Here is a 20779-nt window from a genome sequence, read left to right on the forward strand (position 1 = left end):
GCTTTCATTTTACTGTTTTGTTTTTGATTTGAAGTATGAGTTGTTTCAAACGATTGGCTTTCCTGTAGTCTTCGTTCTTTATCGCCTCATTTAATTTTCTTTCGAGGAAAGTGATTTTTCTTTCATTTTCAAAGTTTTCTTTCTCCTGATCTGACCAGATTTTTCCGAACATTTTCTCAAGGATTTTCAAAGGTGTCTCCACAAAAACCACCATCACTCCGTCCAAGGAAAGATTCTTGCTTCTTCTTATCGAATCCTCTGAAGGAAATGGAGTGTTTTTGAAGGGAACACTCTCTTTTAAAACATCCACCAGGCACTTCTGACAGTATGAGATCTCTTTTTCCGCACCGTCAAAGTCTACTTTATATGACTTTGAAGTTTCCTGACCGCACTTCAAACATTTCATACTCTCACCTCTACAGAGTTGTAGATAGACATTGCTTTTTCTATTCCTTCGACGAGAATCACCTCGAGGGCTTCTTTCATCATTTCAAACACTTTGTTTAGTATGACCCACTCCCCATCTGAGAATTCTCCCAGCACGAAATCTACAAGATCCATTCCTTCTGGTTTATCGCCTATTCCTACCCTTATACGTTTTATCTCCTGTGTTCCAAGCGCCTGTATAATGGATTTCATACCGTTGTGCCCACCGTCGGAACCTTTCTTTCTGATGCGGATCTTTCCGAGTTTCAAACTCACGTCATCGTACACCACTATTATATCATCAAGACTGGCATTGAAGAATTTCAAAACGTGGGGCATCGCCAAACCGCTGAGGTTCATATAGGTCAATGGTTTCACCAACGCCACGTCGTTTCCGGCCAGCTTGATTCTGCTCCATGCAAAATATTTTTCAGTTTTCCAGTCTTTATTTTTCAAAAAGTCTAGAAACAGAAAACCCACGTTATGCCGGGTGAAGGCATAACGTGGGCCTGGATTCCCCAGACCAACAACAACCATGCGTTATTCCTCTTCCTCTTCCTTTCTCTTTATAACTTCAGGTTCTGCAGCTTCTTCCTCTTCTTCCGTGGCCTCTTCGATCGCCACTTCTTTCGGAACGAGTACGGAAACAACTGCCTCTTCTTCTTCGAGAAGGCACTTGACACCTTCTGGGAGTTTCAGATCTTTTGCATGAATCACGTCGCCGAGATCGAGAGAGGAGACGTCCACTTCTATTTCCTGTGGGACTTTGTCGGGATCGGTTTCAACAGGTATCTCTTCATGGAACACTTCGAGGAATCCGCCCTTTTCAACACCGACGGGTTTTCCAACAACTTTGAGAGGCACATTGATCCTCATTCTGTGGCCCTTTGTTGGTTCATAGAAGTCGAGGTGAACGACCGTTTCGGAGACCTTGTCCCTCTGAACCATCTTGAGAAACACGGTTTTTTCCGCCATCGTGTTTCCCTGATCGTCTTTGATTATCAATTGAATTGGAGTTGCTTCGGATATGGTGTGGAATAACTTCTCGAGGACCGATCTTTTGATTTTCACTGGTATAGGTTCAGTTGCTGGTCCGTACACTACCGCTGGTACTTCTCCTCTTCTTCTAAGACGCCTCGCTTCTCTTTTTCCCTTCACTTCTCTCACTCTTGCTTCCAGACTTACCATCTTTTCTCCCTCCCGTAGGTCTTCGCATTGTCATCTGAAGAGTGTGCTCACAGACAGATGTTTCCTTATTCGCATGATGGCTTCTCCTATGAGATTCGCTACCGAGATCACCTTAACCTTTTCTGGAAGATTCTCGTGATATATCGTGTCGGTTATGTACACAGTGTCTATCGAGGAGTTTTCTATTCTTTCCAGAGCTCTATCGGAAAAGACACCGTGCGTTGCACAGGCTATGATCTTCTTTGCACCCGCGTTTTTCAATGCTTCTGCACCCTTCACTATAGAGTGAGCAGTATCTATTATATCATCGAACATAATAACCACTTTATCTTTAACCTCTCCTATTATGTTGACCACTTCCGCGACGTTGTCGCTTGGTCTTCTTTTATCGAGAATTGCAAGAGAAGTTTTCAACCTTTCAGCCATTCTTCTTGCCCTTCTCACACCACCAACATCTGGTGACACAACCACTGTTTCCTCAGGAACGATGTTTTCTCTTTTAAGAAGTTCTTCCGCGAAGACGGGGTAGCTCCAGAGATTGTCAACGGGAATGTCGAAGAACCCCTGTATCTGTTCCGCGTGGAGATCCACCGTCAGAACGCGGGTTGCTCCAGCCACGGTGATGAGGTTTGCAACCAGCTTGGCACTGATGGGATCTCTTCCCTTTGCCTTCCTATCCTGTCTCGCGTATCCGTAGTAGGGAATCACGACGGCAATGGTGTTGGCTGATGCCCGCTTGAACGCGTCGATCATTATGAGAAGTTCCATGAGGTTTTCGTTCACCGGAGGTGAGGTGGGCTGAATGAGAAAGATATCGTGTCCCCTCACTGTTTCGTTTATGCGGACGTTTATCTCTCCGTCGGCGAATCTTCCGACCTCACAGTCACCGAGTTGAAGGTTGAGGTAATTCGCTATCTTCTCAGCCAGAGGTCTGTTGGCGTTCCCAGAAAAAACTTTCATTTCGTTTGAGAAAGACATATCATTCCTCCTTTCGCTTTTTCAATACCCACCCTTCTTTCACAACCTGCCTCGCTCTACCCAGACCGAGGGAATACGGTGGAACATCCTCTGTTATTACCGATCCCGCTCCTATCAGAGCTCCTTCTCCAATACGAACGGGTGCCACCAGAGATGAGTTGCTTCCTATGAATGCTCCATCTTCAATGAAGGTGGGATTCTTTTTCTTACCATCGTAATTACAGGTGATTGTCCCTGCGCCTACGTTCACATTTTTTCCGACGAACGCGTCTCCTATGTAACTGAGGTGTTGAGCCTTGGTTCCCTCTCCAATTGTACTTTTTTTGATTTCAACGAAGTTTCCAATTTTTGAAGATTTCTTCAAAATCGTTCCTTCTCTCAGCCTCGCAAATGGACCAACGGAAACATCGTCTTCTATCACACTCTTGAAGCATTCGGATCTTGTGATTTTCACGTTGTTTCCTATCTCACAGTCGACTATTCTCGTCATGGGTCCTATCTCACAGTTTTCTCCCACGCGGGTCCTGCCTTCTATGAAAGTCATGGGATGAATGACTGTATCCATGCCGATTTCGACAGAGTAGTGAATGTAGGTGGTGGCTGGATCTAAGATGGTAACACCGTTTTCCAAAAGCTCTTCTATTTTTCTCATTCTGAGCTGTTCCTCGAGCCAGACAAGAGTCTTTCTGGTGTTCACTCCCGTTATTTCGAGCAGATCATCAGTTTTCACAACCCTCACTTTTTCAGCGAAATTGACCGCATCCGTGAGATAGTACTCTCCTTTCGCGTTCTCGTTCTTTATCTCCGGGAGTGCTCTTAAAAGAAAATCACCGGAGAACACGTAAAATCCGGTGTTGATTGTTGTTACACTTTTCAGTTCTTCTGGCAGGTCTGCGTCTTCTATTATTCTGTATTTGTCCCCGTCTTGTATGACTCTACCGTACCCGGATGGGTCTTCGAGGTCAGCCACCAAGATGGTCACATCTGCACCTTTTCTGTGTTCTTCGATCATTCTTTTCAAGGTGTTTTCGCTTATGAGAGGAACGTCCCCGTAGAGGATCAAAACGTCATCTCCCGGTTCGATGAAATCTTTTGCACACATCACGGCGTGTGCGGTGCCCAGCTGTTCCTCCTGAACGAATACATCTACCCATTCCGGAAGAGCTTTTCTGACCAATTCCGCTTCAAAACCGAGGACAACACCAACCTTTTGTGCCACTTTCCCGGCTGTTTCGATCACCCACTCTATCATGGGCCTTCCAGAGAGTGGGTGTAACACTTTTGGAATCTTTGATTTCATCCTTGTACCCTTTCCCGCTGCGAGAACGAGGGCTCTCATACTTTCACCTCTTAAAACCAGTTTCTCTTTTCAAGATCGAGCTCGTTCATTTCCCCTTTCAGGAAGAGTTCTATTTCCTCTCTGGTCAGATCTTCCTCCACGAAAATCCTTTTTTCTCTCGGATAATCTTCAAAAACACGGTGGATTATGGGTTTCTGAGAAATCTCCATGGCAAACAGTATCATCCGGAGCGCTTCGTTTATTTCTGCGTCTGAATACTTCTTTCTGAGCTGGTGTATGTGTTTTCCGACAAGATCAAAGAGATCTTCCTGGGTTTCTTCGAGAACACTGAGAATCTCATCCAGAACGCTCACACTCTCTCCTCCAGCATCTTCTTGAACTGCAAGGCGTTTATTGCCGCCTGACCTTTGTAACAGTTGTTGAAGAAGACATAAGTTTCCTTCACTCTTCGTGAAAGTTCTACAACATCTTCAAAAAGAGTTTTCAGTTCTTCCTCGCTGTAGAGGTAATCGTACCTTTCTTCCCCTTCAGCCTCGAACCATCTTTCGTTCCTTCCATGAAATCTGAAGTAGGCGTAATCAGTTGTTGTTATGGGTCGATAAGGGAACAATCCGGGAAGCTTCGGTTCGTCCACCACTACAAAGGTTATACCATGATTTCTCAAGAATTCATATGTTTCTTCTCTGTCCCAGGAGTAGTGTCTGAACTCCACAGCGAGTTCGTGCGGGTAGCTTTCTCTCAGTTTTTCAAGATATTCCACGTTTTTTCTGGAGAATTTGAAAGAAAATGGGAACTGTGCTAAAGTCATCTTTAGTCTTTGTTCTTCTATTAGAGGCTCTATTTGACGTGTGAAATTTTCCATGTCCTCTTTCGGATCTTTTCCCTCTTTCCAGAGAACGTGTGTGACGCTTCCTGGGGTCTTTACGGTAAAATAGAAATCGGGAGGGGTCTTTCTCAACATCTGAACAAAGGAACGCCACGATGGTTGTGTGTAATAAGTGAAATTGAGTTCCACGATTCTGAATCCAAGCACCGCCCAGTAGTACTTCAGGAACTGGGAAGGTTTCAAATGTTCGGGGTACACCACTCCCTTCCAGTCTTCAAAGGAAAAACCGCTTGTTCCCACGTAAACCATTCGCTGTGTCTCCTTCCGGAGGGATTCAATATGTATTGTACAACACTGTGGAGGAACAGAAAATGAGACATTTACGGTTTGAAAATTTGACCGAAGAACAGTTGAAAAGACTCGCAAAAATTCTCACTGAGAATCTCAAGGGCGGAGAGGTGGTGATACTCTCCGGAAATCTCGGAGCTGGAAAAACAACGTTTGTGAAGGGTATGATCGGAGCGATAGGTCTCGATGAAAAAATGGTGAAGAGTCCAACTTTCACCCTCATGAATGTTTATCCAGGTTTGAAAACAATATACCACCTCGATCTTTACAGACTTCAAGACACGGACTTTCTCAGTCTCGATGTTGAAGATATACTGGAGGACGAAGACGGAATCATGGTGGTAGAATGGGGAGATCTGTTCGATGGATTCTGGCCTGAAGACTCGATAAAGGTGAAGATAGAGATAGCAGACGAGAGTCACAGAAACGTGGAGATCCTTATACCCGAGGAGGTGAACTTTCTTGTCGAAAAAATCGAAAGATACCGAAAAGAGCTTCAAAATACTTGAGAAATACGCCAGTCAGCAGGAAAAAGAGCTGGAGATACCTGACAGCTTGCCGTGTATTCCTTTGAGAAACGGGATGGGAGTTTTTCCAAACACCGTTGTTCCTTTTTACGTGGGAAGAACCGCATCTCTCATAGCGCTCGAAGAAGCCATGGAAAAGTACAACAGACTTCTTCTGGTGGTCAATCAGAAAGATCCATCCGTTGAGACACCAGAACCGGAAGATCTCTACAAAGTGGGAACGGTTGTGAAGGTGCTTCAGATAATGAAGCTTCCAGATGACACGTTCAAGGTGCTCGTGGAAGGGCTGGAGAGAGCTCAAATCGAGGAATTCGTCTCAACTGATCCTTTCTTTCTCACGAAGATAAAAATACTGAAGGTGAAATACAGAAAAACGAAGAAACTCGAAGCACTTATGAGAAGCGTCAAAGACAAGGCAGTCAGATATTTCAATCTGACCCACAGGTTTCCTCAGGAGACGCTCGTTACCCTTAAAGAAATGCAGGATCCGGACAAGCTCGCAGACTTCGTTGCTTCGATTCTTCCCGTTCCTCTGGAGACGAAGCAGGAACTCCTCGAGACGATTCATCCGCTTGAGCGTCTCGAGAAGATACTCTCAATACTGGTGAAGGAAATCGAGATTCTCGAGATAGAAGAAGAAATTGAGAAAAAGGTGAAGGACAGAATAGAGAAGACCCAGAGAGAATACGTGCTCCGCGAAAAGCTCAGAGCTATAAAAGAAGAACTCGGAGTGGAAGAGGAGCTGGAGATCAAGGAGCTCTACGAGAAGGTAGAAAAAGGTGATTACCCGGACTACGTGAAGGAAAAGGCCTACAAAGAGATTCAGAGGCTCGAGAAGATGTCGCCCTACAGCGCCGAGGCGACGGTTGTCAGGACCTATCTTGACTGGCTTCTGAACCTTCCATGGAGCACTGCCACCGAGGATAGACTCGACATAAAAGAAGCGAGGAAGATCCTGGATAAGAACCATTACGGGCTCGAAGAGGTCAAGGAGAGAATACTGGAGTATCTTGTGGCCAGGAAGTTTTCAAAGAATCTCAAGGCTCCCATTCTCTGTCTTGTGGGACCTCCGGGAGTGGGGAAGACGTCGCTCGGCAGAACCATAGCGGAAGCGATGGGAAGGAAGTTCGGAAGAATGTCCCTTGGAGGCCTCAGAGACGAGGCGGAAATAAAGGGACACAGGCGTACTTATGTGGGTGCGCTTCCGGGAAGGATCATACAGATCATAAGAAGGCTGGGAACGAAGAATCCTGTTATTCTGCTCGACGAAGTGGACAAGATGGGGATCAGTTTTCAGGGCGATCCGGCGTCTGCTCTGCTCGAAGTTCTCGATCCCGAGCAGAACAAGGATTTCGTCGATCACTATCTCGAAGTACCCTTCGATCTCTCTCAGGTGCTGTTCATCACAACCGCGAACGTGCTCCACACCATTCCTCCCGCACTGAGGGACAGAATGGAGATCATAGAGATACCCGGGTACTCGGATCCAGAGAAGTACCACATAGCCAGGGACTACATAATACCGAAGATTGCACAGGCTTATGGTCTGTCAAAGGTGATGTTTACTCCTGGAGCGATCAAAAAGATCATCAGGGAGTACACAAAAGAAGCGGGTGTGAGAAATCTCGAGAGAGTCATAGAAAAGGTGATAAGAAAAAGTCTTGTGAAGGGCGAGAAGAAGTCTTTCAAAATAACTACTAAAGATGTCGAAGAACTGCTCGGGCCTCCTGTTTTCAGGGAGGAGGAGATTTTGGAAGAAGACACAGTGGGAGCGGTCACAGGTCTTGCCTGGACTCCAGTTGGTGGAAGTGTTCTCATCGTAGAGAGTCTGCTGGTCCCCGGAAAAGGCAACCTCATTTTAACAGGAAACATGGGTGACGTGATGAAAGAATCTGCCAGAATAGCCCTCAGTGTGGTCAGAAAGATGTGTGGAGAAGAATGCAGAGAGGTCTTCGAGAAGAACGACATCCACATCCACGTTCCAGAAGGAGCCGTTCCAAAGGATGGTCCCTCCGCTGGCATAACGATCACGGTGGCCCTGTACTCTGCCGTCACCGGCAAGAAAGTCAGAAGGGATGTAGCCATGACAGGTGAGATCACATTGAGAGGTAAAATACTCCCGGTGGGAGGGATAAGAGAGAAATTGCTCGCGGCAAAGAGAGCCGGCATAAAGAAAGTGATCCTTCCTTCGAGAAACAGACCAGACGTGGAAAAGATACCGAAGGAATATCTGAACGGAATGGAGATCGTTTACTGTAGTGAAATACAGGAAGTTCTCAAGGAGGCCATTGTGAGGTGAAGAGAGACATATTCTACGTGATCATTCTGACAGTCTTCGCGGTTCTTTTTATGCTCACATATTTTTCCTACAGGAATCTTGCCGTGAAGCTCACCCGTATGGAAAAAACGTTGAAAGCATACGAGCTTTACATTTTCTCCGATTATGAGAATTTTGAAAACTACGTGAAGAAAGAGGGATTGAAAATAGAAGGAATGGAACTTCTGAAAGAGAAGAAGGCCCGGTCTCTCATCGCTGAAGGAAAGGATCTGTTCGAGACTGCCAACTATGGAGAAGCCCTTGTTTTCTTTGAGAAAGCTTTGAATCTCTCTGACAACGAGGAGATAAAGAAAATAGCCAGTTTTTATCTGGAAGAATGCAGGAAAAAGCTGGTGGGTGATTGATTTGAAGGAGCTCAAAATACTCCACACATCCGACTGGCACCTCGGTGTCACCTCGTGGACCAGCTCGCGACCAGTAGATAGACGTGAAGAACTGAAGAAAGCGCTCGATAAAGTGGTCGAAGAAGCCGAAAAGAGAGAGGTCGATCTGATTCTTTTAACGGGTGATCTTCTTCACTCGAGGAACAATCCCTCAGTCGTCGCTCTGCACGATCTTCTGGATTATCTGAAGAGGATGATGAGAACAGCGCCTGTGGTTGTACTTCCAGGAAACCACGATTGGAAGGGTTTGAAACTCTTTGGAAACTTTGTAACATCGATCTCGAGCGACATAACCTTTGTCATGTCTTTCGAACCTGTGGATGTAGAAGCCAAACGGGGCCAGAAGGTGAGAATTCTTCCCTTTCCATATCCTGACGAGTCGGAAGCTTTGAGAAAAAACGAGGGAGACTTCCGGTTCTTCCTCGAATCCAGACTCAATAAACTTTACGAAGAAGCGCTGAAGAAGGAAGATTTCGCTATCTTCATGGGTCACTTCACTGTTGAAGGGCTCGCGGGTTACGCTGGAATCGAGCAAGGAAGAGAGATCATCATAAACAGAGCGTTGATTCCGTCGGTGGTTGATTACGCTGCGCTCGGGCACATTCATAGTTTCCGAGAGATTCAGAAGCAACCTCTCACCATATATCCTGGCTCTCTCATAAGGATAGATTTCGGAGAAGAAGCGGACGAAAAGGGAGCGGTCTTTGTTGAGCTGAAAAGAGGAGAACCGCCCAGGTATGAAAGAATAGACGTTGTCCCTCTTCCGTTGAAAACTCTCTACTACAAAAAGATAGACACCTCTGCCTTGAAAAGCATAAGGGATTTCTGCAGGAATTTTCCTGGTTACGTGAGGGTGGTTTATGAAGAAGACTCCGGTATTCTTCCCGACCTGATGGGAGAGATAGATAATCTGGTGAAAATAGAGAGAAAGTCAAAAAGAGAGATAGAAGAGGTGCTTCGAGAAAGCCCGGAAGAGTTCAAAGAAGAGCTGGACAAACTTGATTATTTCGAACTCTTCAAGGAGTATTTGAAGAAGAGAGAAGAAAACCACGAAAAGCTGTTGAAAATCCTGGATGAGCTTCTCGATGAGGTGAAAAAGAGTGAGGCCTGAAAGACTTACCGTTAGAAACTTTCTCGGACTGAAAAACGTCGATATAGAATTCCAGAGCGGAATAACGGTTGTAGAGGGTCCGAACGGTGCCGGGAAATCGTCCCTCTTCGAAGCCATTTCTTTCGCACTTTTCGGGAACGGGATAAGGTATTCCAACTCGTACGATTACGTGAACAGGAACGCCGTCGATGGAACTGCCCGCCTCGTGTTTCAATTCGAACGTGGAGGGAAAAGATACGAAATCATAAGAGAGATAAATGCCCTGCAGAGAAAACACAACGCGAAGCTCTCCGAGATACTGGAAAATGGAAAAAAAGCGGCCATAGCTGCAAAACCTACCAGTGTTAAGCAGGAAGTGGAAAAAATTCTGGGAATAGAACACAGAACCTTCATAAGAACGGTTTTCCTCCCACAGGGGGAAATAGACAAGCTTTTGACTTCTCCTCCATCGGAGATCACCGAGATCATCTCCGATGTTTTTCAAAGTAAAGAAACACTTGAAAAGCTGGAAAAACTCCTCAAAGAGAAGATGAAAAAGTTGGAGAACGGGATATCCTCCCTGCAAGCTCTCTACGCCGCCAGCTGGAAGTATCTGGAAGAGAACGATCTGGAAGTTCTGAAGAGCGAGCTGAAAACCGTCTCGGAGAAAAAGAAAGAACTTCTCAAAAAAAGAGAAGAACTCCAGAAAGAAGAAGAGCAGCTCAAGAGGCTTCTTGAAAAATATCGGGAACTCGTGAAAAAGAAAGAGAGGCTCAAGGTGCTTTCTCTGAGAAAGAACGAATTGCAAAAAGAAGTGGTCCACGAACAGAAGGTGAAAAAAGCGAAAGAACTGGAGCCGCTCTTTCGAGAACTCTACCTCAGACAGAGGGAATTTGAGAGGCTCTCACAGGAGCTGAACAGCAGGGAAGAGAGATACAAAGAACTCGAAAAGAAAAAGGAAGCGATCTCAAAAGAAATCCCTGTTCACAGGGAAAGACTTTCCAAGCTGGAGGAGATGGCAGAAAATCTTAACGAAGAACTGGATCTTCTTGAAAAGGTCTTGAAGGTCTCTCGGCCGTTTCTTGAGCAAAGAATAAGATTGAAAGAAAATCTCACGAGGCTCGAGGAAGAGATCAGAAGACTCGTTGGAGAAAAAGAAAAGAGAGAAAAAGAATTGCTTTCGATTGAAAAGACAGAGAATGAAACGAAGGATGAGCTGGAAAAACTGCTCGGTGAACTCTCAGTTTTGAAGAAAGACCACATGAAATGGCTGGCCTATCAGATAGCTTCCAGTCTGAACGAAGGTGACACCTGCCCTGTATGCGGTGGAGTGTTCCATGGAAAAATGGAAGCCGTCGAATTCAATGTCGATGAATTCGAGAAGCTCGATCAAAAAAGAAGCGAACTGGAAAACACCTTGAACGTTCTGAAAGAGAGAAAGAAAAGCCTTTCCAGCCTCATAGAGGATTTTCTGATGAAAATCGAAGAAGGGAAGAAAAATCTGAAGAGCATTCGAAATCAGATTGAAAAAATTGACGAAGAACTGCACAGATTGGGTTATTCGGAAGATCTGGAGGAAAAACTGGATGAAAAAAGAAAAAAGCTCAGAAAAATAGAAGAAGAGAGGCATTCTATTTCCCAGAAGATCACAGCGGCTGGTGTTCAGATCTCGCAGATCGAAAACCAGATGGAAGAAATAAAAGAAGAGATCGAAGCCAAAAGGAAAACTCTGAAGGAACAGCGCGAAGAGATCGACCAGTTGAAAAGAGATTTCTTCGATCGTTTAAGGGAGATAGGAATCGGCTTCGAAGAGTTCAGAATCCTCGTCAAAGAGGAAGTAAAGGACGCGGAAAAAGAATTGGGAATTGTAGAGACGGAGATCAGGCTTCTTGAGGAAAGCTTGAAAGAGCTCGAATCAGAGAATGTTCGAGATGTGAGTGAAGATTACGAAAGGGTTCGAAATCAACTGGAAGCTCTCTCACAGGAAATATCGGATTTTGAGAGAAAAGAAGGACGGCTCAATCATCTCATCGAAGAAACACTCAGAAGAGAGCAAGAGTTGAAGAGTCTGGAGAAGAAATTGGAAGAACTGAGCGATGAATACAACAATCTGGATCTTCTGAGGAAGTATCTGTTCGATAAAAGTAACTTCTCGAGATACTTCACAGGGAGAGTTCTCGAAGCGGTCCTGAAAAGAACGAGGGCATATCTCGACATTCTGACGAACGGAAGGTTCGACATAGATTTTGACGACGAAAAAGGTGGTTTCATCATAAAAGATTGGGGTATCGAAAGACCAGCGAGGGGACTTTCCGGTGGAGAAAGAGCTCTCATTTCCATATCTCTTGCCATGTCCCTTGCGGAGGTAGCCTCCGGCAGACTGGACGCGTTCTTCATCGATGAAGGATTTTCCAGTCTCGACACGGAGAACAAAGAGAAGATCGCTTCCGTTTTGAAGGAACTTGAAAGATTGAACAAGGTGATCGTTTTCATCACGCATGACAAGGAGTTCTCGGAGGCTTTCGACAGGAAACTGAGAATAATGGGAGGAGTTGTGGTGAATGAGTGACGAAAGGAGAAAGAAAGAGGAACTGATAGAGAGAATCGTGAGTGAAAAGGGAGAGGAAGCGTTTCCGAAACTGCTTGAGCTTCTGGAGGACGAAGACCCGGAAGTGAAAGAAATCGTCTCTGAAGTGTTCTACAGACTCGGTGATCGGGCAAGGGAGTTTCTCTTCAACGAAATTCAAAAGAGAAGGGAAAGAGGTTTCGAGAAGAACGACATCACGAATCTCTACATAATCGATATACTCGGAGATCTAGGTGAAAAAAGAATGAAAAACGTTCTCTACGAACTCATGGAAAAATACGACTCAGAAGAAGCACTTCTCATCATATACGAAGCGCTCGCTAAAATAGGTGAAGGGGAAGTCTTCCTGCCAGAGTTGGAATACCTGATGTTCGAGGATGCCTACAGAAAGGAACTTTGCGAACAAGTGGCGATGGTGCTTGCCAACATTCCAACGGAGAGATCCCTGAGAATCCTCCTGAAGGCTCTGAAGAACAAAGAGTTTTCGGAAGATCAGAAGGAGTTTTTCAGAAGGGCAGTGGAGATGATTCTGTACAGAAAACCGGAGCTTTCTAAGTATGTGACCGATGAGGAAAGAAAGGAGCTGGGATTATAGTCGTAGTCGCGGAAAACTTGAAAAAATCCTACGGGAAGAAGAAGGTTCTGGATGGAGTTTCTTTTTCTCTCGAGAAAGGTAAATCCCTTGGCATTGTTGGACAGAATTCTGCGGGGAAGACCACTCTTTTGAAGATACTCGCCACCATCCTGAAACCGGACGAAGGAAGACTCTTTCTCTTCGAAAAAAACGCGCTGAAGGACTTGTCGTACATTCGAAAGAGAATAGCCTTCGTTCCCGAGTTCCCTGCTCTGCTTGAAGAACTCACCGTCCGTGAGAATCTCCTCTTCTTCTCCAGACTCAGAGGGGTGAAGATGGAAAGCTTCATTGTCTCTGAGCTCATGCTGGAGCCTTTCATGGAAACCTTTGTTCGAAACGCATCAAAAGGCGTGAAACAGAGAACGGCTCTCGCAGTAGCTCTATTTGGAAACCCTGAACTTCTGATCCTCGACGAGCCGACCAGCGGTCTCGATGTTGAATCGGCCAGCATCGTCAGGAGTAAACTCAAACGGCTCAAAGAAGAAGGAATCACGGTGATAATATCTTCTCACATAAGGGAGGACATCGAAGAACTCTGCGATGAAATTCTGGTGATCAACGGTGAGAGTGGGGGGAGCAATCTTGAACGAGATCGTTAAGAAGACGAAAATCGCAGAAGACGTGTTCGATTTCTGGATTCACTCACCCTCTGTTTCAAAAGAAGCGGGACCGGGGCAATTTGTTGTGATAAGGCTCCACGAAAAGGGAGAGCGAATCCCTCTAACGGTGGCAGACACAAGGCCCGATGAAGGACTGTTCAGGATGGTCGTGAAAGTCGTCGGGAAAACCACTCACGAGCTTTCTCTGAAAAAAGAAGGGGACACCATTCTCGATGTGGTGGGACCTCTTGGGAATCCGAGTGAGATCGAAAACTACGGGAACGTCCTGCTCGTGGGTGGAGGAGTGGGAATAGCAACGCTCTATCCCATAGCGAAAGCGCTGAAAGAAGCGGGGAACAACATCACAACCGTTCTCGGTGCAAGAACAAAAGACTACCTGATCATGGTGGATGAATTCAAAGAGATATCTGATGTTCTGCTTGTGACAGACGACGGGAGCGCTGGAATGAAAGGTGTTGTAACGGACGCGATGGATAAACTCTTCAGGGAAAGAAAGTTCGATATCTGCTGGGCTGTTGGGCCCACCATTATGATGAAATTCTGCACGTTGAAAGCGAGAGAATTCGGAGTTCCGATATGGGTCTCTCTAAACCCGATAATGGTGGACGGAACGGGGATGTGCGGTGCCTGCAGGGTCACGGTTTCTGGTCAGATCAAGTTCGCCTGTGTGGACGGCCCAGAGTTCAGGGGAGAAGAAGTGGACTGGGACGAACTTCTGAAAAGACTCGCACAGTACAGAGAGCAGGAAAAGATCTCGTACGAAAGATTTTTGAAAACGGCAGGTGAATCAGAATGAAAAACAGAAAAACTCCGATGAAGGAACAATCACCGGAATCGAGGAGAAGGAACTTCGAGGAAGTGGCACTCGGTTACACGCTCGAAGAGGCTGTGGCGGAGGCTCAGAGGTGTCTTCAGTGTCCCACACATCCGTGTGTCTCCGGATGTCCTGTGGGAATCGACATTCCCGGCTTCATAAGGAAACTCAGAGAGGGAAAACTCGAGGAATCTTACAGTATTCTCAAAAGCTACAACAACCTTCCCGCGGTCTGTGGAAGAGTCTGTCCCCAGGAAGTTCAGTGTGAGTCGAGGTGTGTCGTGGGAAAAATGAAAGACAGCGAATCCGTTGCGATCGGAAGACTGGAACGATTCGTCGCGGACTGGGCGGCCGAGAACCTCGAAGAAGATGTGAAACCTCTAGCTGGCTTGAAAAAGGAGAAAGTCGCCGTCGTTGGTTCAGGTCCAGCGGGACTGACAGCTGCGGCAGACCTCGCGAAGATGGGATACCACGTTGACGTTTTTGAAGCTTTTCACAAACCGGGTGGTGTTCTCGTGTATGGAATTCCGGAGTTTCGTCTTCCAAAGAGGATCGTTGAAAGAGAAGTCAACTACATAAAGAAACTCGGGGTTAACTTCTATCTCAACACGGTTGTTGGTAAGACTGTCAAAGTGAAAGAGCTCCTTTCGGAGTACGACGCCGTCTTCATAGGTACCGGTGCGGGGACACCGAAGTTCATGGGAATTCCGGGAACGAATCTGAACGGGGTGTACTCCGCCAACGAATTTCTCACGAGGGTCAATCTCATGAAAGCCTATCTCTTCCCCGAGTACGACACACCCATCCGTGTGGGAAAGAGGGTAGCTGTGATAGGAGCTGGAAACACGGCCATGGATGCAGCAAGAAGCGCTCTCAGATTGGGAGCCGAAAAGGTGTACATTGTCTACAGGAGAACGGAACGTGAGATGCCCGCCAGGAGAGAGGAATATCATCACGCACTTGAGGAAGGAATCGAGTTTCTGTGGCTCACCCTCCCGATACGATACGTCGGGGACGCCAACGGAAACGTGGAAGCCGTGGAGTGCGTAAGGATGGAGCTGAAAGAAGCAGACGGTTCGGGAAGGCCAAGACCCGTTCCCATCGAGGGAAGCAATTTTGTTCTCAAGGTTGACATGGTGATAGAAGCTATAGGGCAGGGTCCAAACAGGGTGCTTCTCTCTGAGTTCCCAGGCTTGGAACTGAACGAACGTGGATACATCAAAGCAGACGAGGACACAGGAGCAACGAGTGTGAAAGGCGTCTTCGCAGGTGGAGATATCGTGACGGGTGCAGCGACGGTGATAAAGGCCATGGGAGCTGGAAAGAAAGCGGCGCAGTTCATTCACTCTTACCTCACAGGGGAATGGAACCCGTGGCAAAAGTGATTTTCGTTCTTGCGATGGACGTCTCCGGAAAGATAGCCTCCTCTGTTGAAGGCTGGAACTCATTTGAGGACAGAAAAAATTTCAGAGAGATCACCACGGAGATCGGAAACGTTGTGATGGGAAGGGTCACCTTCGAGGAAATAGGAAGACCTCTTCCAGAGAGGCTGAACGTTGTTTTGACGAGAAGACGCAGGTCTTCCGATGATCCTTCACTTGTTTTTTTCAACGGTTCACCTGGGGATGTGGTAAAATTCCTCGAAGGAAAAGGCTACGAAAGGGTGGCTGTCATAGGAGGAAAGACCGTGTTCACGGAATTTCTGAGAGAAAAACTGGTAGATGAGCTTTTCGTCACCGTCGAACCGTACGTGTTCGGAAAGGGAATACCTTTCTTCGATGAATTCGAAGGTTACTTTCCTTTGAAACTTCTGGAGATGAGGCGTTTGAACGAAAGAGGCACACTTTTTCTCAAATATTCTGTAGAAAAATCGCACCGTTAGGTGCGATATTTTTTTGTCTGAAGGGGGTATCGTGAATGAAACGGGATTTTCTCGGCAGAACCCTCGCAGTCATAGAAGATCTGAGCGTGGAGGAGCAGATGTTCCTCTATGAGAAAACCAGGGAGCTCAAACAGAGATGGTACAGCGGAGAGGATGTATCGGATTTCAGGATAAAGAAGAGAAACGTTGGAATATACATCGTTTTCGTCGAACCAAGCACGAGGACGAAAGAATCTTTCATAAACGCTGCGAAGTTTCACTCAGGCCCGAACGTGAAGGTGAACGTTTTCGATTCGGAACATTCCTCTTTCAACAAACAGGAGAGCTACACGGACACCTTCTCCATGCTCACAGGCTACAGCGACTACTCCATATTCGTTGTGAGAACAAGACTCGAAGGAGTCTGCAGACTCCTAGAAAGAAGAATATCAGAATTCGCAAGAAGAAACGGTATAGAAGTACCCTCTTTTATAAACGCGGGCGACGGAAAGCACGAGCATCCAACACAGGAACTTCTGGATGAATACACCTTTCTCGAGCAGAACGGTTTCGACAACTCGTTCATACACGTGGCACTCGTTGGTGACCTGCTTCACGGCCGAACGGTTCACTCCAAGGTGAACGGCTTGAAGATATTCAAAAATGTGAAGGTGGATCTTGTGGCACCGGAAGAGCTCATGATGCCTGAGCATTACGTAGAGAAGATGAAAAAGAACGGTTTCGAGGTCAGGATTTTCTCTTCGATCAGAGAGTATCTCAGCCAGAAAGATGTGGCAAAGATCTGGTACTTTACACGACTCCAGCTCGAAAGAATGGGAGAAGACATCCTCGAGAAGGTTCATATTCTGAGAGAAGCAGTCACGTTCAAAAAAGAGTATCTGGACGCACTGCCGGAAGGAGTGAAGTTCTATCATCCGCTTCCAAGGCACAAGGTTTATCCGACGATACCGAACTTTCTGGACACACTTCCTCTGAACGGATGGGAAACACAGGCAAGGAACGGTTACTGGGTGAGGATCGTGCTTCTTTCCATGTTCGGTGGAGCGCTGGAAGCACCTTTCGATACCTCGAAGAAAGAAGAAAAACCAGAAGAAGACTTCATAATTCCCGCTCCCATCACACACGGATCAAAGGGTGTTCAGAAAGAGGGAAAAAGAGGCATAAAACCCATCGAAAACGGAACGGTGATAGACCACATAGCCAAAGGAAAAACACCGGAGGAAATCTACTCAACGATAGTAAAAATAAGGAAAATTCTGAAGCTTTACGATGTAGACAGTGCGGATGGTATTTTCCGGTCGAGCGATGGAAACTTCAAGGGTTACATCAGCCTGCCGGATCGCTATCTCTCCAAAAGAGAAATAAAGAAACTCTCGGCGATTTCTCCAAACACCACAGTCAACATCATAAAAAACAGCACGGTTGTTGAAAAGTACAGAATAAAACTTCCACCAACGATCTATGGATTCGAAGAACTCCGATGTAAAAATGAAAACTGCATCACCAATCCCGCACACGGCGAAAATGCTTCACCTTCCTTTGTGAGAAACGAAAAAGGACAGTTCATATGCGAGTACTGTGAAACACCGCATTCTTTCGAAGAGATCTGGAGTATTTGAGAAATTTGCGAAAAAAGAAAGCAGGGGAATTTTCCCCTGCTTTTTTCATTTTATAGCCAAGCTTATCTGGACTCGGTTGGTGTTTCCATACCTCTAGGGAAGTATTGAAACTCGGTGATATCCTTAAAGGTCGTGCCGTAAAGCGAGTGTTTCCATACCTCTAAGGAAGTATTGAAACTACAGGGCTGGCAGTACGAAGAGGTTATAGACGAAAGTTTCCATACCTCTAAGGAATTATTGAAACACGAGTGCAGACCAGATGGGAAAATAGTTGTTACCTTGTTTCCATACCTCTAAGGAATTATTGAGACTGATAGAATGGCTTGGAATCTGGATTGATAAAATCCTGTTTCCATACCTCTAAGGAAGTATTGAAACGGACGGTCAGTTTTTGAAATTACACACAGAAGGAGCTAGTTTCCATACCTCTAAGGAAGTATTGAAACTCGAAAAAAGACGTCTTGTTTTTGAACAAGAGCGAGGTTTCCATACCTCTAAGGAAGTATTGAAACACAACAACCGGCGACTAAAATTCCTCGCCGTATCAGGGTTTCCATACCTCTAAGGAAGTATTGAAACCAGAGATTGTTTCAGTTGTTGTATCTGTGTAGAACTGTTTCCATACCTCTAAGGAAGTATTGAAACCGCAGAAGCCATCCCTGTATAAGTCAGGAGCAGAAAAGTGTTTCCATACCTCTAAGGAAGTATTGAAACAGGCAAAAGAGATTGTAAAAAGATACGGAGGAAAGTTGTTTCCATACCTCTAAGGAAGTATTGAAACGGGAGCGCCGGGAAGGGGATAACTAAGCTTTATCCGTTTCCATACCTCTAAGGAAGTATTGAAACGATATATGTCACAGATTCTCGGAGTAGACGTTCCCGGTTTCCATACCTCTAAGGAAGTATTGAAACTCTCTGCTCTCATACAAAACAAAACAGATAGGGTTATGTTTCCATACCTCTAAGGAAGTATTGAAACTGGTTAAGCGGTGTTACTATGGATATTGGTGAAAAGAGTTTCCATACCTCTAAGGAAGTATTGAAACCCGAGCCAATCGAGGAACTTTGTCGCACCTGTTCCTGTTTCCATACCTCTAAGGAAGTATTGAAACAGGGATAGTCCTGTGGGGGTTGCTGGGGCGGAACCGTGTTTCCATACCTCTAAGGAAGTATTGAAACTTTGCTTAATCACGATATCTTTTTTATTAATGCCCGTTTCCATACCTCTAAGGAAGTATTGAAACAGTGGACATAAGACGTGTCGAACTTGTCTACGACAAAAGAGTTTCCATACCTCTAAGGAAGTATTGAAACCCGTTGAGTTCAAGAGAAATTATACCACAAACACACTCTGAAAGCAAGATGTTTTTTGAACTTCCATATTCTCTCTTTCCATAAACCATTCTAACACACAAGAGAGCACTTTCAAGTACTGTTTGGAAAAATGGAATAATTGCATAGTTCAACAATAAAAAAACACAAGCAAAAAACAGAAGATAAATTATATCAACCTACGTCAGGGCATTTTGGGGTGTTTCTGGTAAAAATCGATTAGTTCCACGTTTCACAAATAGATGAAAGAAGGTATTCCTCAGTGTGTTAGAAGTTAACTATTGACTCCTTGAATTCAAAGCACTTACATGTCATCTATCTCCACAAATTCTCTTCATATTGTCTCTTCATATCATCCATTATTCCATTTTTAACGCATAGCTTCCGGTACCACAAACCCGCATGAAATTTTTCGTTACCGGTAATTGCATACTCTGAACCGACTTTCCAGTGCCAGATACACGCATCACCCACTTTGTGAATGATTGGAACTAACCTGGTTTGTATGCATAAAACATAATCAATTTTGATCAATAAATTTTTGTCTAACTTCAAATCCCTTATCGATTGTCACTTCAAAGTTAACCTTTCCTTAATTGTCTTCGGTTTGAAATACTGATACAATTAAGCTAAAATAGTCATTGACCCGACGGAGGCGCGCCCGAGATGAGTAGGCTGTCCCATCAGGGGAGGAATTGGGGACAGCTGAAAGGCGAGGGCGCCGAAGGGTGCAGAGTTCCTCCCGCTCTGCATGCCTGGGGGTATGGGGAATACCCATACCACTGTCACGGAGGTCTCTCCGTGGAGAGCCGATCGGGTCTGGAATCAGAAAAAGATTTCAGACCTGATTTGGCGTCTCTTCGGGGAGCGAAGAGACGCTTTTTTTATTAATTCAAGGAGGGATGAAGGTGAGAGTAGGAGTTGTTGGTGCCACGGGAGAAGTTGGAAGAACGATGGTAAAAGTACTCGAAGAATTCAACGTTCCCGTCACGGAGCTCAGGCTCTTCGCTTCGGAAAGATCTGTGGGTAAAGAAATAGAATTCAAAGGTGAGAAATTCAAGGTCGAGCTTCTCACGGAAGAATCGATGAAATGGAAGTGTGACTACTTCCTGTTTTCCGCGGGTGCCAGTGTTTCCAGAAAGTTCGCTCCCATCGCAGCCGAAAACGGAGTGACCGTGATAGATAACTCTTCTGCTTTCAGAATGGAGAAGGAAATACCCCTTGTAGTTCCGGAGGTGAACGCTCACCTTCTCAAGGGATACACAGGAATAATAGCGAATCCGAACTGTTCAACGATCCAGATGATCCTTTCCATCTACAAACTCCACGAAGTTTACGGAATTGAAGAGATCTTTGTGTCGACGTATCAGTCCGTCTCCGGCGCTGGTCATAAGGGGATAGAAGAACTCCTTGCTCAAGAAAGAGGAGAAAACGTGATGAAGGTCTTCCCAAAACCCATTCACAGAAACGTCATTCCTCTCATAGGTGATATACAGGAAAATCTTTTCTCTCAGGAAGAGATGAAGATGGTGAACGAAACAAGAAAAATTCTGAACGACTACTCGATAAGGGTGTATCCAACAACGGTGAGGGTGCCCGTTCTGTACGGACACTCTGAAGCGATCATGGTGAGGTTCAAGAAACCCTACGAGTCTCTCGAAAAGGTGAGAGAAGTCATAGCTTCTGGAGAAGACGTGGTGGTGACGGACGATCTCATAACACCGGTGGATGTCGCAGGAAAGAACGAAACTTATGTTTGCCGACTCAGAGCGGCCGACGAAAGATCCATTCTTTTCTGGAACGTGGCGGACAACATCCGTGTAGGGGCTGCGACCAACGCCGTCAGAATTCTCCTGAAGCACGCTGAGATGAACGGAAAGGTGTGAT

The 20779-nt window shown here is 45.7% G+C and carries 19 protein-coding genes, 1 CRISPR repeat array and 1 riboswitch; of the genes, 12 read left to right on the forward strand and 7 right to left on the reverse strand.

Annotated elements, in window-relative coordinates; all coding sequences use genetic code 11:
• Positions 1–4: 4 nt before the first annotated feature.
• From T2812B_RS06615 to T2812B_RS06645, 7 genes are read right to left on the reverse strand one after another with little or no spacing between them, the layout of a single operon-like run.
• Positions 5–406, reverse strand: a complete 402-nt coding sequence (locus T2812B_RS06615) for a UvrB/UvrC motif-containing protein (RefSeq protein WP_008194909.1) — start codon at positions 404–406, stop codon at positions 5–7.
• Complete coding sequence (gene pth, locus T2812B_RS06620) at positions 403–963, reverse strand: aminoacyl-tRNA hydrolase (RefSeq protein ID WP_008194911.1); 561 nt, start codon at positions 961–963, stop codon at positions 403–405. The genes T2812B_RS06615 and pth overlap by 4 nt, the downstream gene beginning before the upstream one ends.
• 3 nt (positions 964–966) lie before the next feature.
• Complete coding sequence (locus T2812B_RS06625) at positions 967–1614, reverse strand: 50S ribosomal protein L25 (protein WP_008194913.1); 648 nt, start codon at positions 1612–1614, stop codon at positions 967–969.
• 30 nt (positions 1615–1644) lie between these two features.
• A complete protein-coding gene (locus T2812B_RS06630; RefSeq protein WP_008194916.1) occupies positions 1645–2592 on the reverse strand; it encodes a ribose-phosphate pyrophosphokinase in 948 nt (315 codons plus the stop codon).
• A 1-nt stretch (position 2593) separates the two neighbouring features.
• The gene (gene glmU / locus T2812B_RS06635; RefSeq protein WP_008194917.1) at positions 2594–3931 is read right to left on the reverse strand and encodes a bifunctional UDP-N-acetylglucosamine diphosphorylase/glucosamine-1-phosphate N-acetyltransferase GlmU; all 1338 of its coding nucleotides are present in this window, start codon (positions 3929–3931) and stop codon (positions 2594–2596) included.
• Between the two features lie 11 nt (positions 3932–3942).
• On the reverse strand, positions 3943–4245 hold the full coding sequence (locus T2812B_RS06640; protein ID WP_008194919.1) for a hypothetical protein: 303 nt from the start codon (positions 4243–4245) through the stop codon (positions 3943–3945).
• Entirely contained in the window at positions 4242–5027 is a 786-nt protein-coding gene (locus T2812B_RS06645) for a DUF72 domain-containing protein (RefSeq protein WP_008194921.1), read from the reverse strand. Before T2812B_RS06645 ends, T2812B_RS06640 begins: the two co-directional genes overlap by 4 nt.
• 62 nt (positions 5028–5089) lie before the next feature.
• Between T2812B_RS06645 and tsaE the strand changes: the two genes are divergently transcribed.
• The 12 genes from tsaE to T2812B_RS06710 all read left to right on the forward strand — a co-directional run bounded on the left by tsaE (position 5090) and on the right by T2812B_RS06710 (position 20778).
• The gene (tsaE, locus tag T2812B_RS06650) at positions 5090–5575 is read left to right on the forward strand and encodes a tRNA (adenosine(37)-N6)-threonylcarbamoyltransferase complex ATPase subunit type 1 TsaE (RefSeq protein ID WP_008194924.1); all 486 of its coding nucleotides are present in this window, start codon (positions 5090–5092) and stop codon (positions 5573–5575) included.
• Positions 5529–7892: an endopeptidase La gene (gene lon / locus T2812B_RS06655; RefSeq protein WP_008194925.1), complete on the forward strand. Its 2364-nt coding sequence runs from the start codon at positions 5529–5531 to the stop codon at positions 7890–7892. Before tsaE ends, lon begins: the two co-directional genes overlap by 47 nt.
• Positions 7889–8275: a hypothetical protein gene (locus tag T2812B_RS06660; protein ID WP_008194927.1), complete on the forward strand. Its 387-nt coding sequence runs from the start codon at positions 7889–7891 to the stop codon at positions 8273–8275. The genes lon and T2812B_RS06660 overlap by 4 nt, the downstream gene beginning before the upstream one ends.
• Positions 8268–9425, forward strand: coding sequence for an exonuclease SbcCD subunit D (locus T2812B_RS06665; RefSeq protein ID WP_081501983.1), 1158 nt, complete (start codon positions 8268–8270; stop codon positions 9423–9425). Before T2812B_RS06660 ends, T2812B_RS06665 begins: the two co-directional genes overlap by 8 nt.
• Entirely contained in the window at positions 9415–11973 is a 2559-nt protein-coding gene (locus T2812B_RS06670) for an AAA family ATPase (protein WP_008194932.1), read from the forward strand. Before T2812B_RS06665 ends, T2812B_RS06670 begins: the two co-directional genes overlap by 11 nt.
• Positions 11966–12586, forward strand: a complete 621-nt coding sequence (locus T2812B_RS06675) for a HEAT repeat domain-containing protein (protein ID WP_008194934.1) — start codon at positions 11966–11968, stop codon at positions 12584–12586. Before T2812B_RS06670 ends, T2812B_RS06675 begins: the two co-directional genes overlap by 8 nt.
• A 17-nt stretch (positions 12587–12603) precedes the next feature.
• The gene (locus T2812B_RS06680; protein WP_008194936.1) at positions 12604–13224 is read left to right on the forward strand and encodes an ABC transporter ATP-binding protein; all 621 of its coding nucleotides are present in this window, start codon (positions 12604–12606) and stop codon (positions 13222–13224) included.
• Positions 13208–14041: a sulfide/dihydroorotate dehydrogenase-like FAD/NAD-binding protein gene (locus tag T2812B_RS06685; RefSeq protein ID WP_008194938.1), complete on the forward strand. Its 834-nt coding sequence runs from the start codon at positions 13208–13210 to the stop codon at positions 14039–14041. The genes T2812B_RS06680 and T2812B_RS06685 overlap by 17 nt, the downstream gene beginning before the upstream one ends.
• A complete protein-coding gene (gltA, locus tag T2812B_RS06690; RefSeq protein ID WP_008194940.1) occupies positions 14038–15444 on the forward strand; it encodes an NADPH-dependent glutamate synthase in 1407 nt (468 codons plus the stop codon). Before T2812B_RS06685 ends, gltA begins: the two co-directional genes overlap by 4 nt.
• Positions 15432–15941, forward strand: a complete 510-nt coding sequence (gene folA / locus T2812B_RS06695; RefSeq protein WP_008194941.1) for a dihydrofolate reductase — start codon at positions 15432–15434, stop codon at positions 15939–15941. The genes gltA and folA overlap by 13 nt, the downstream gene beginning before the upstream one ends.
• 35 nt (positions 15942–15976) lie before the next feature.
• Positions 15977–17560, forward strand: a complete 1584-nt coding sequence (locus T2812B_RS06700; RefSeq protein WP_008194944.1) for a bifunctional aspartate carbamoyltransferase catalytic subunit/aspartate carbamoyltransferase regulatory subunit — start codon at positions 15977–15979, stop codon at positions 17558–17560.
• A gap of 81 nt (positions 17561–17641) precedes the next feature.
• A CRISPR array of direct repeats spans positions 17642–18874; the repeat unit is 30 nt; unit sequence GTTTCCATACCTCTAAGGAAGTATTGAAAC.
• 660 nt (positions 18875–19534) lie between these two features.
• Positions 19535–19713: riboswitch (Lysine riboswitch) on the forward strand.
• A gap of 87 nt (positions 19714–19800) precedes the next feature.
• The gene (locus T2812B_RS06710) at positions 19801–20778 is read left to right on the forward strand and encodes an aspartate-semialdehyde dehydrogenase (RefSeq protein WP_008194950.1); all 978 of its coding nucleotides are present in this window, start codon (positions 19801–19803) and stop codon (positions 20776–20778) included.
• Position 20779 lies beyond the last annotated feature (1 nt).

It is taken from the genome of Thermotoga sp. 2812B (genome assembly GCF_000789335.1).
GTDB lineage: Bacteria > Thermotogota > Thermotogae > Thermotogales > Thermotogaceae > Thermotoga > Thermotoga maritima.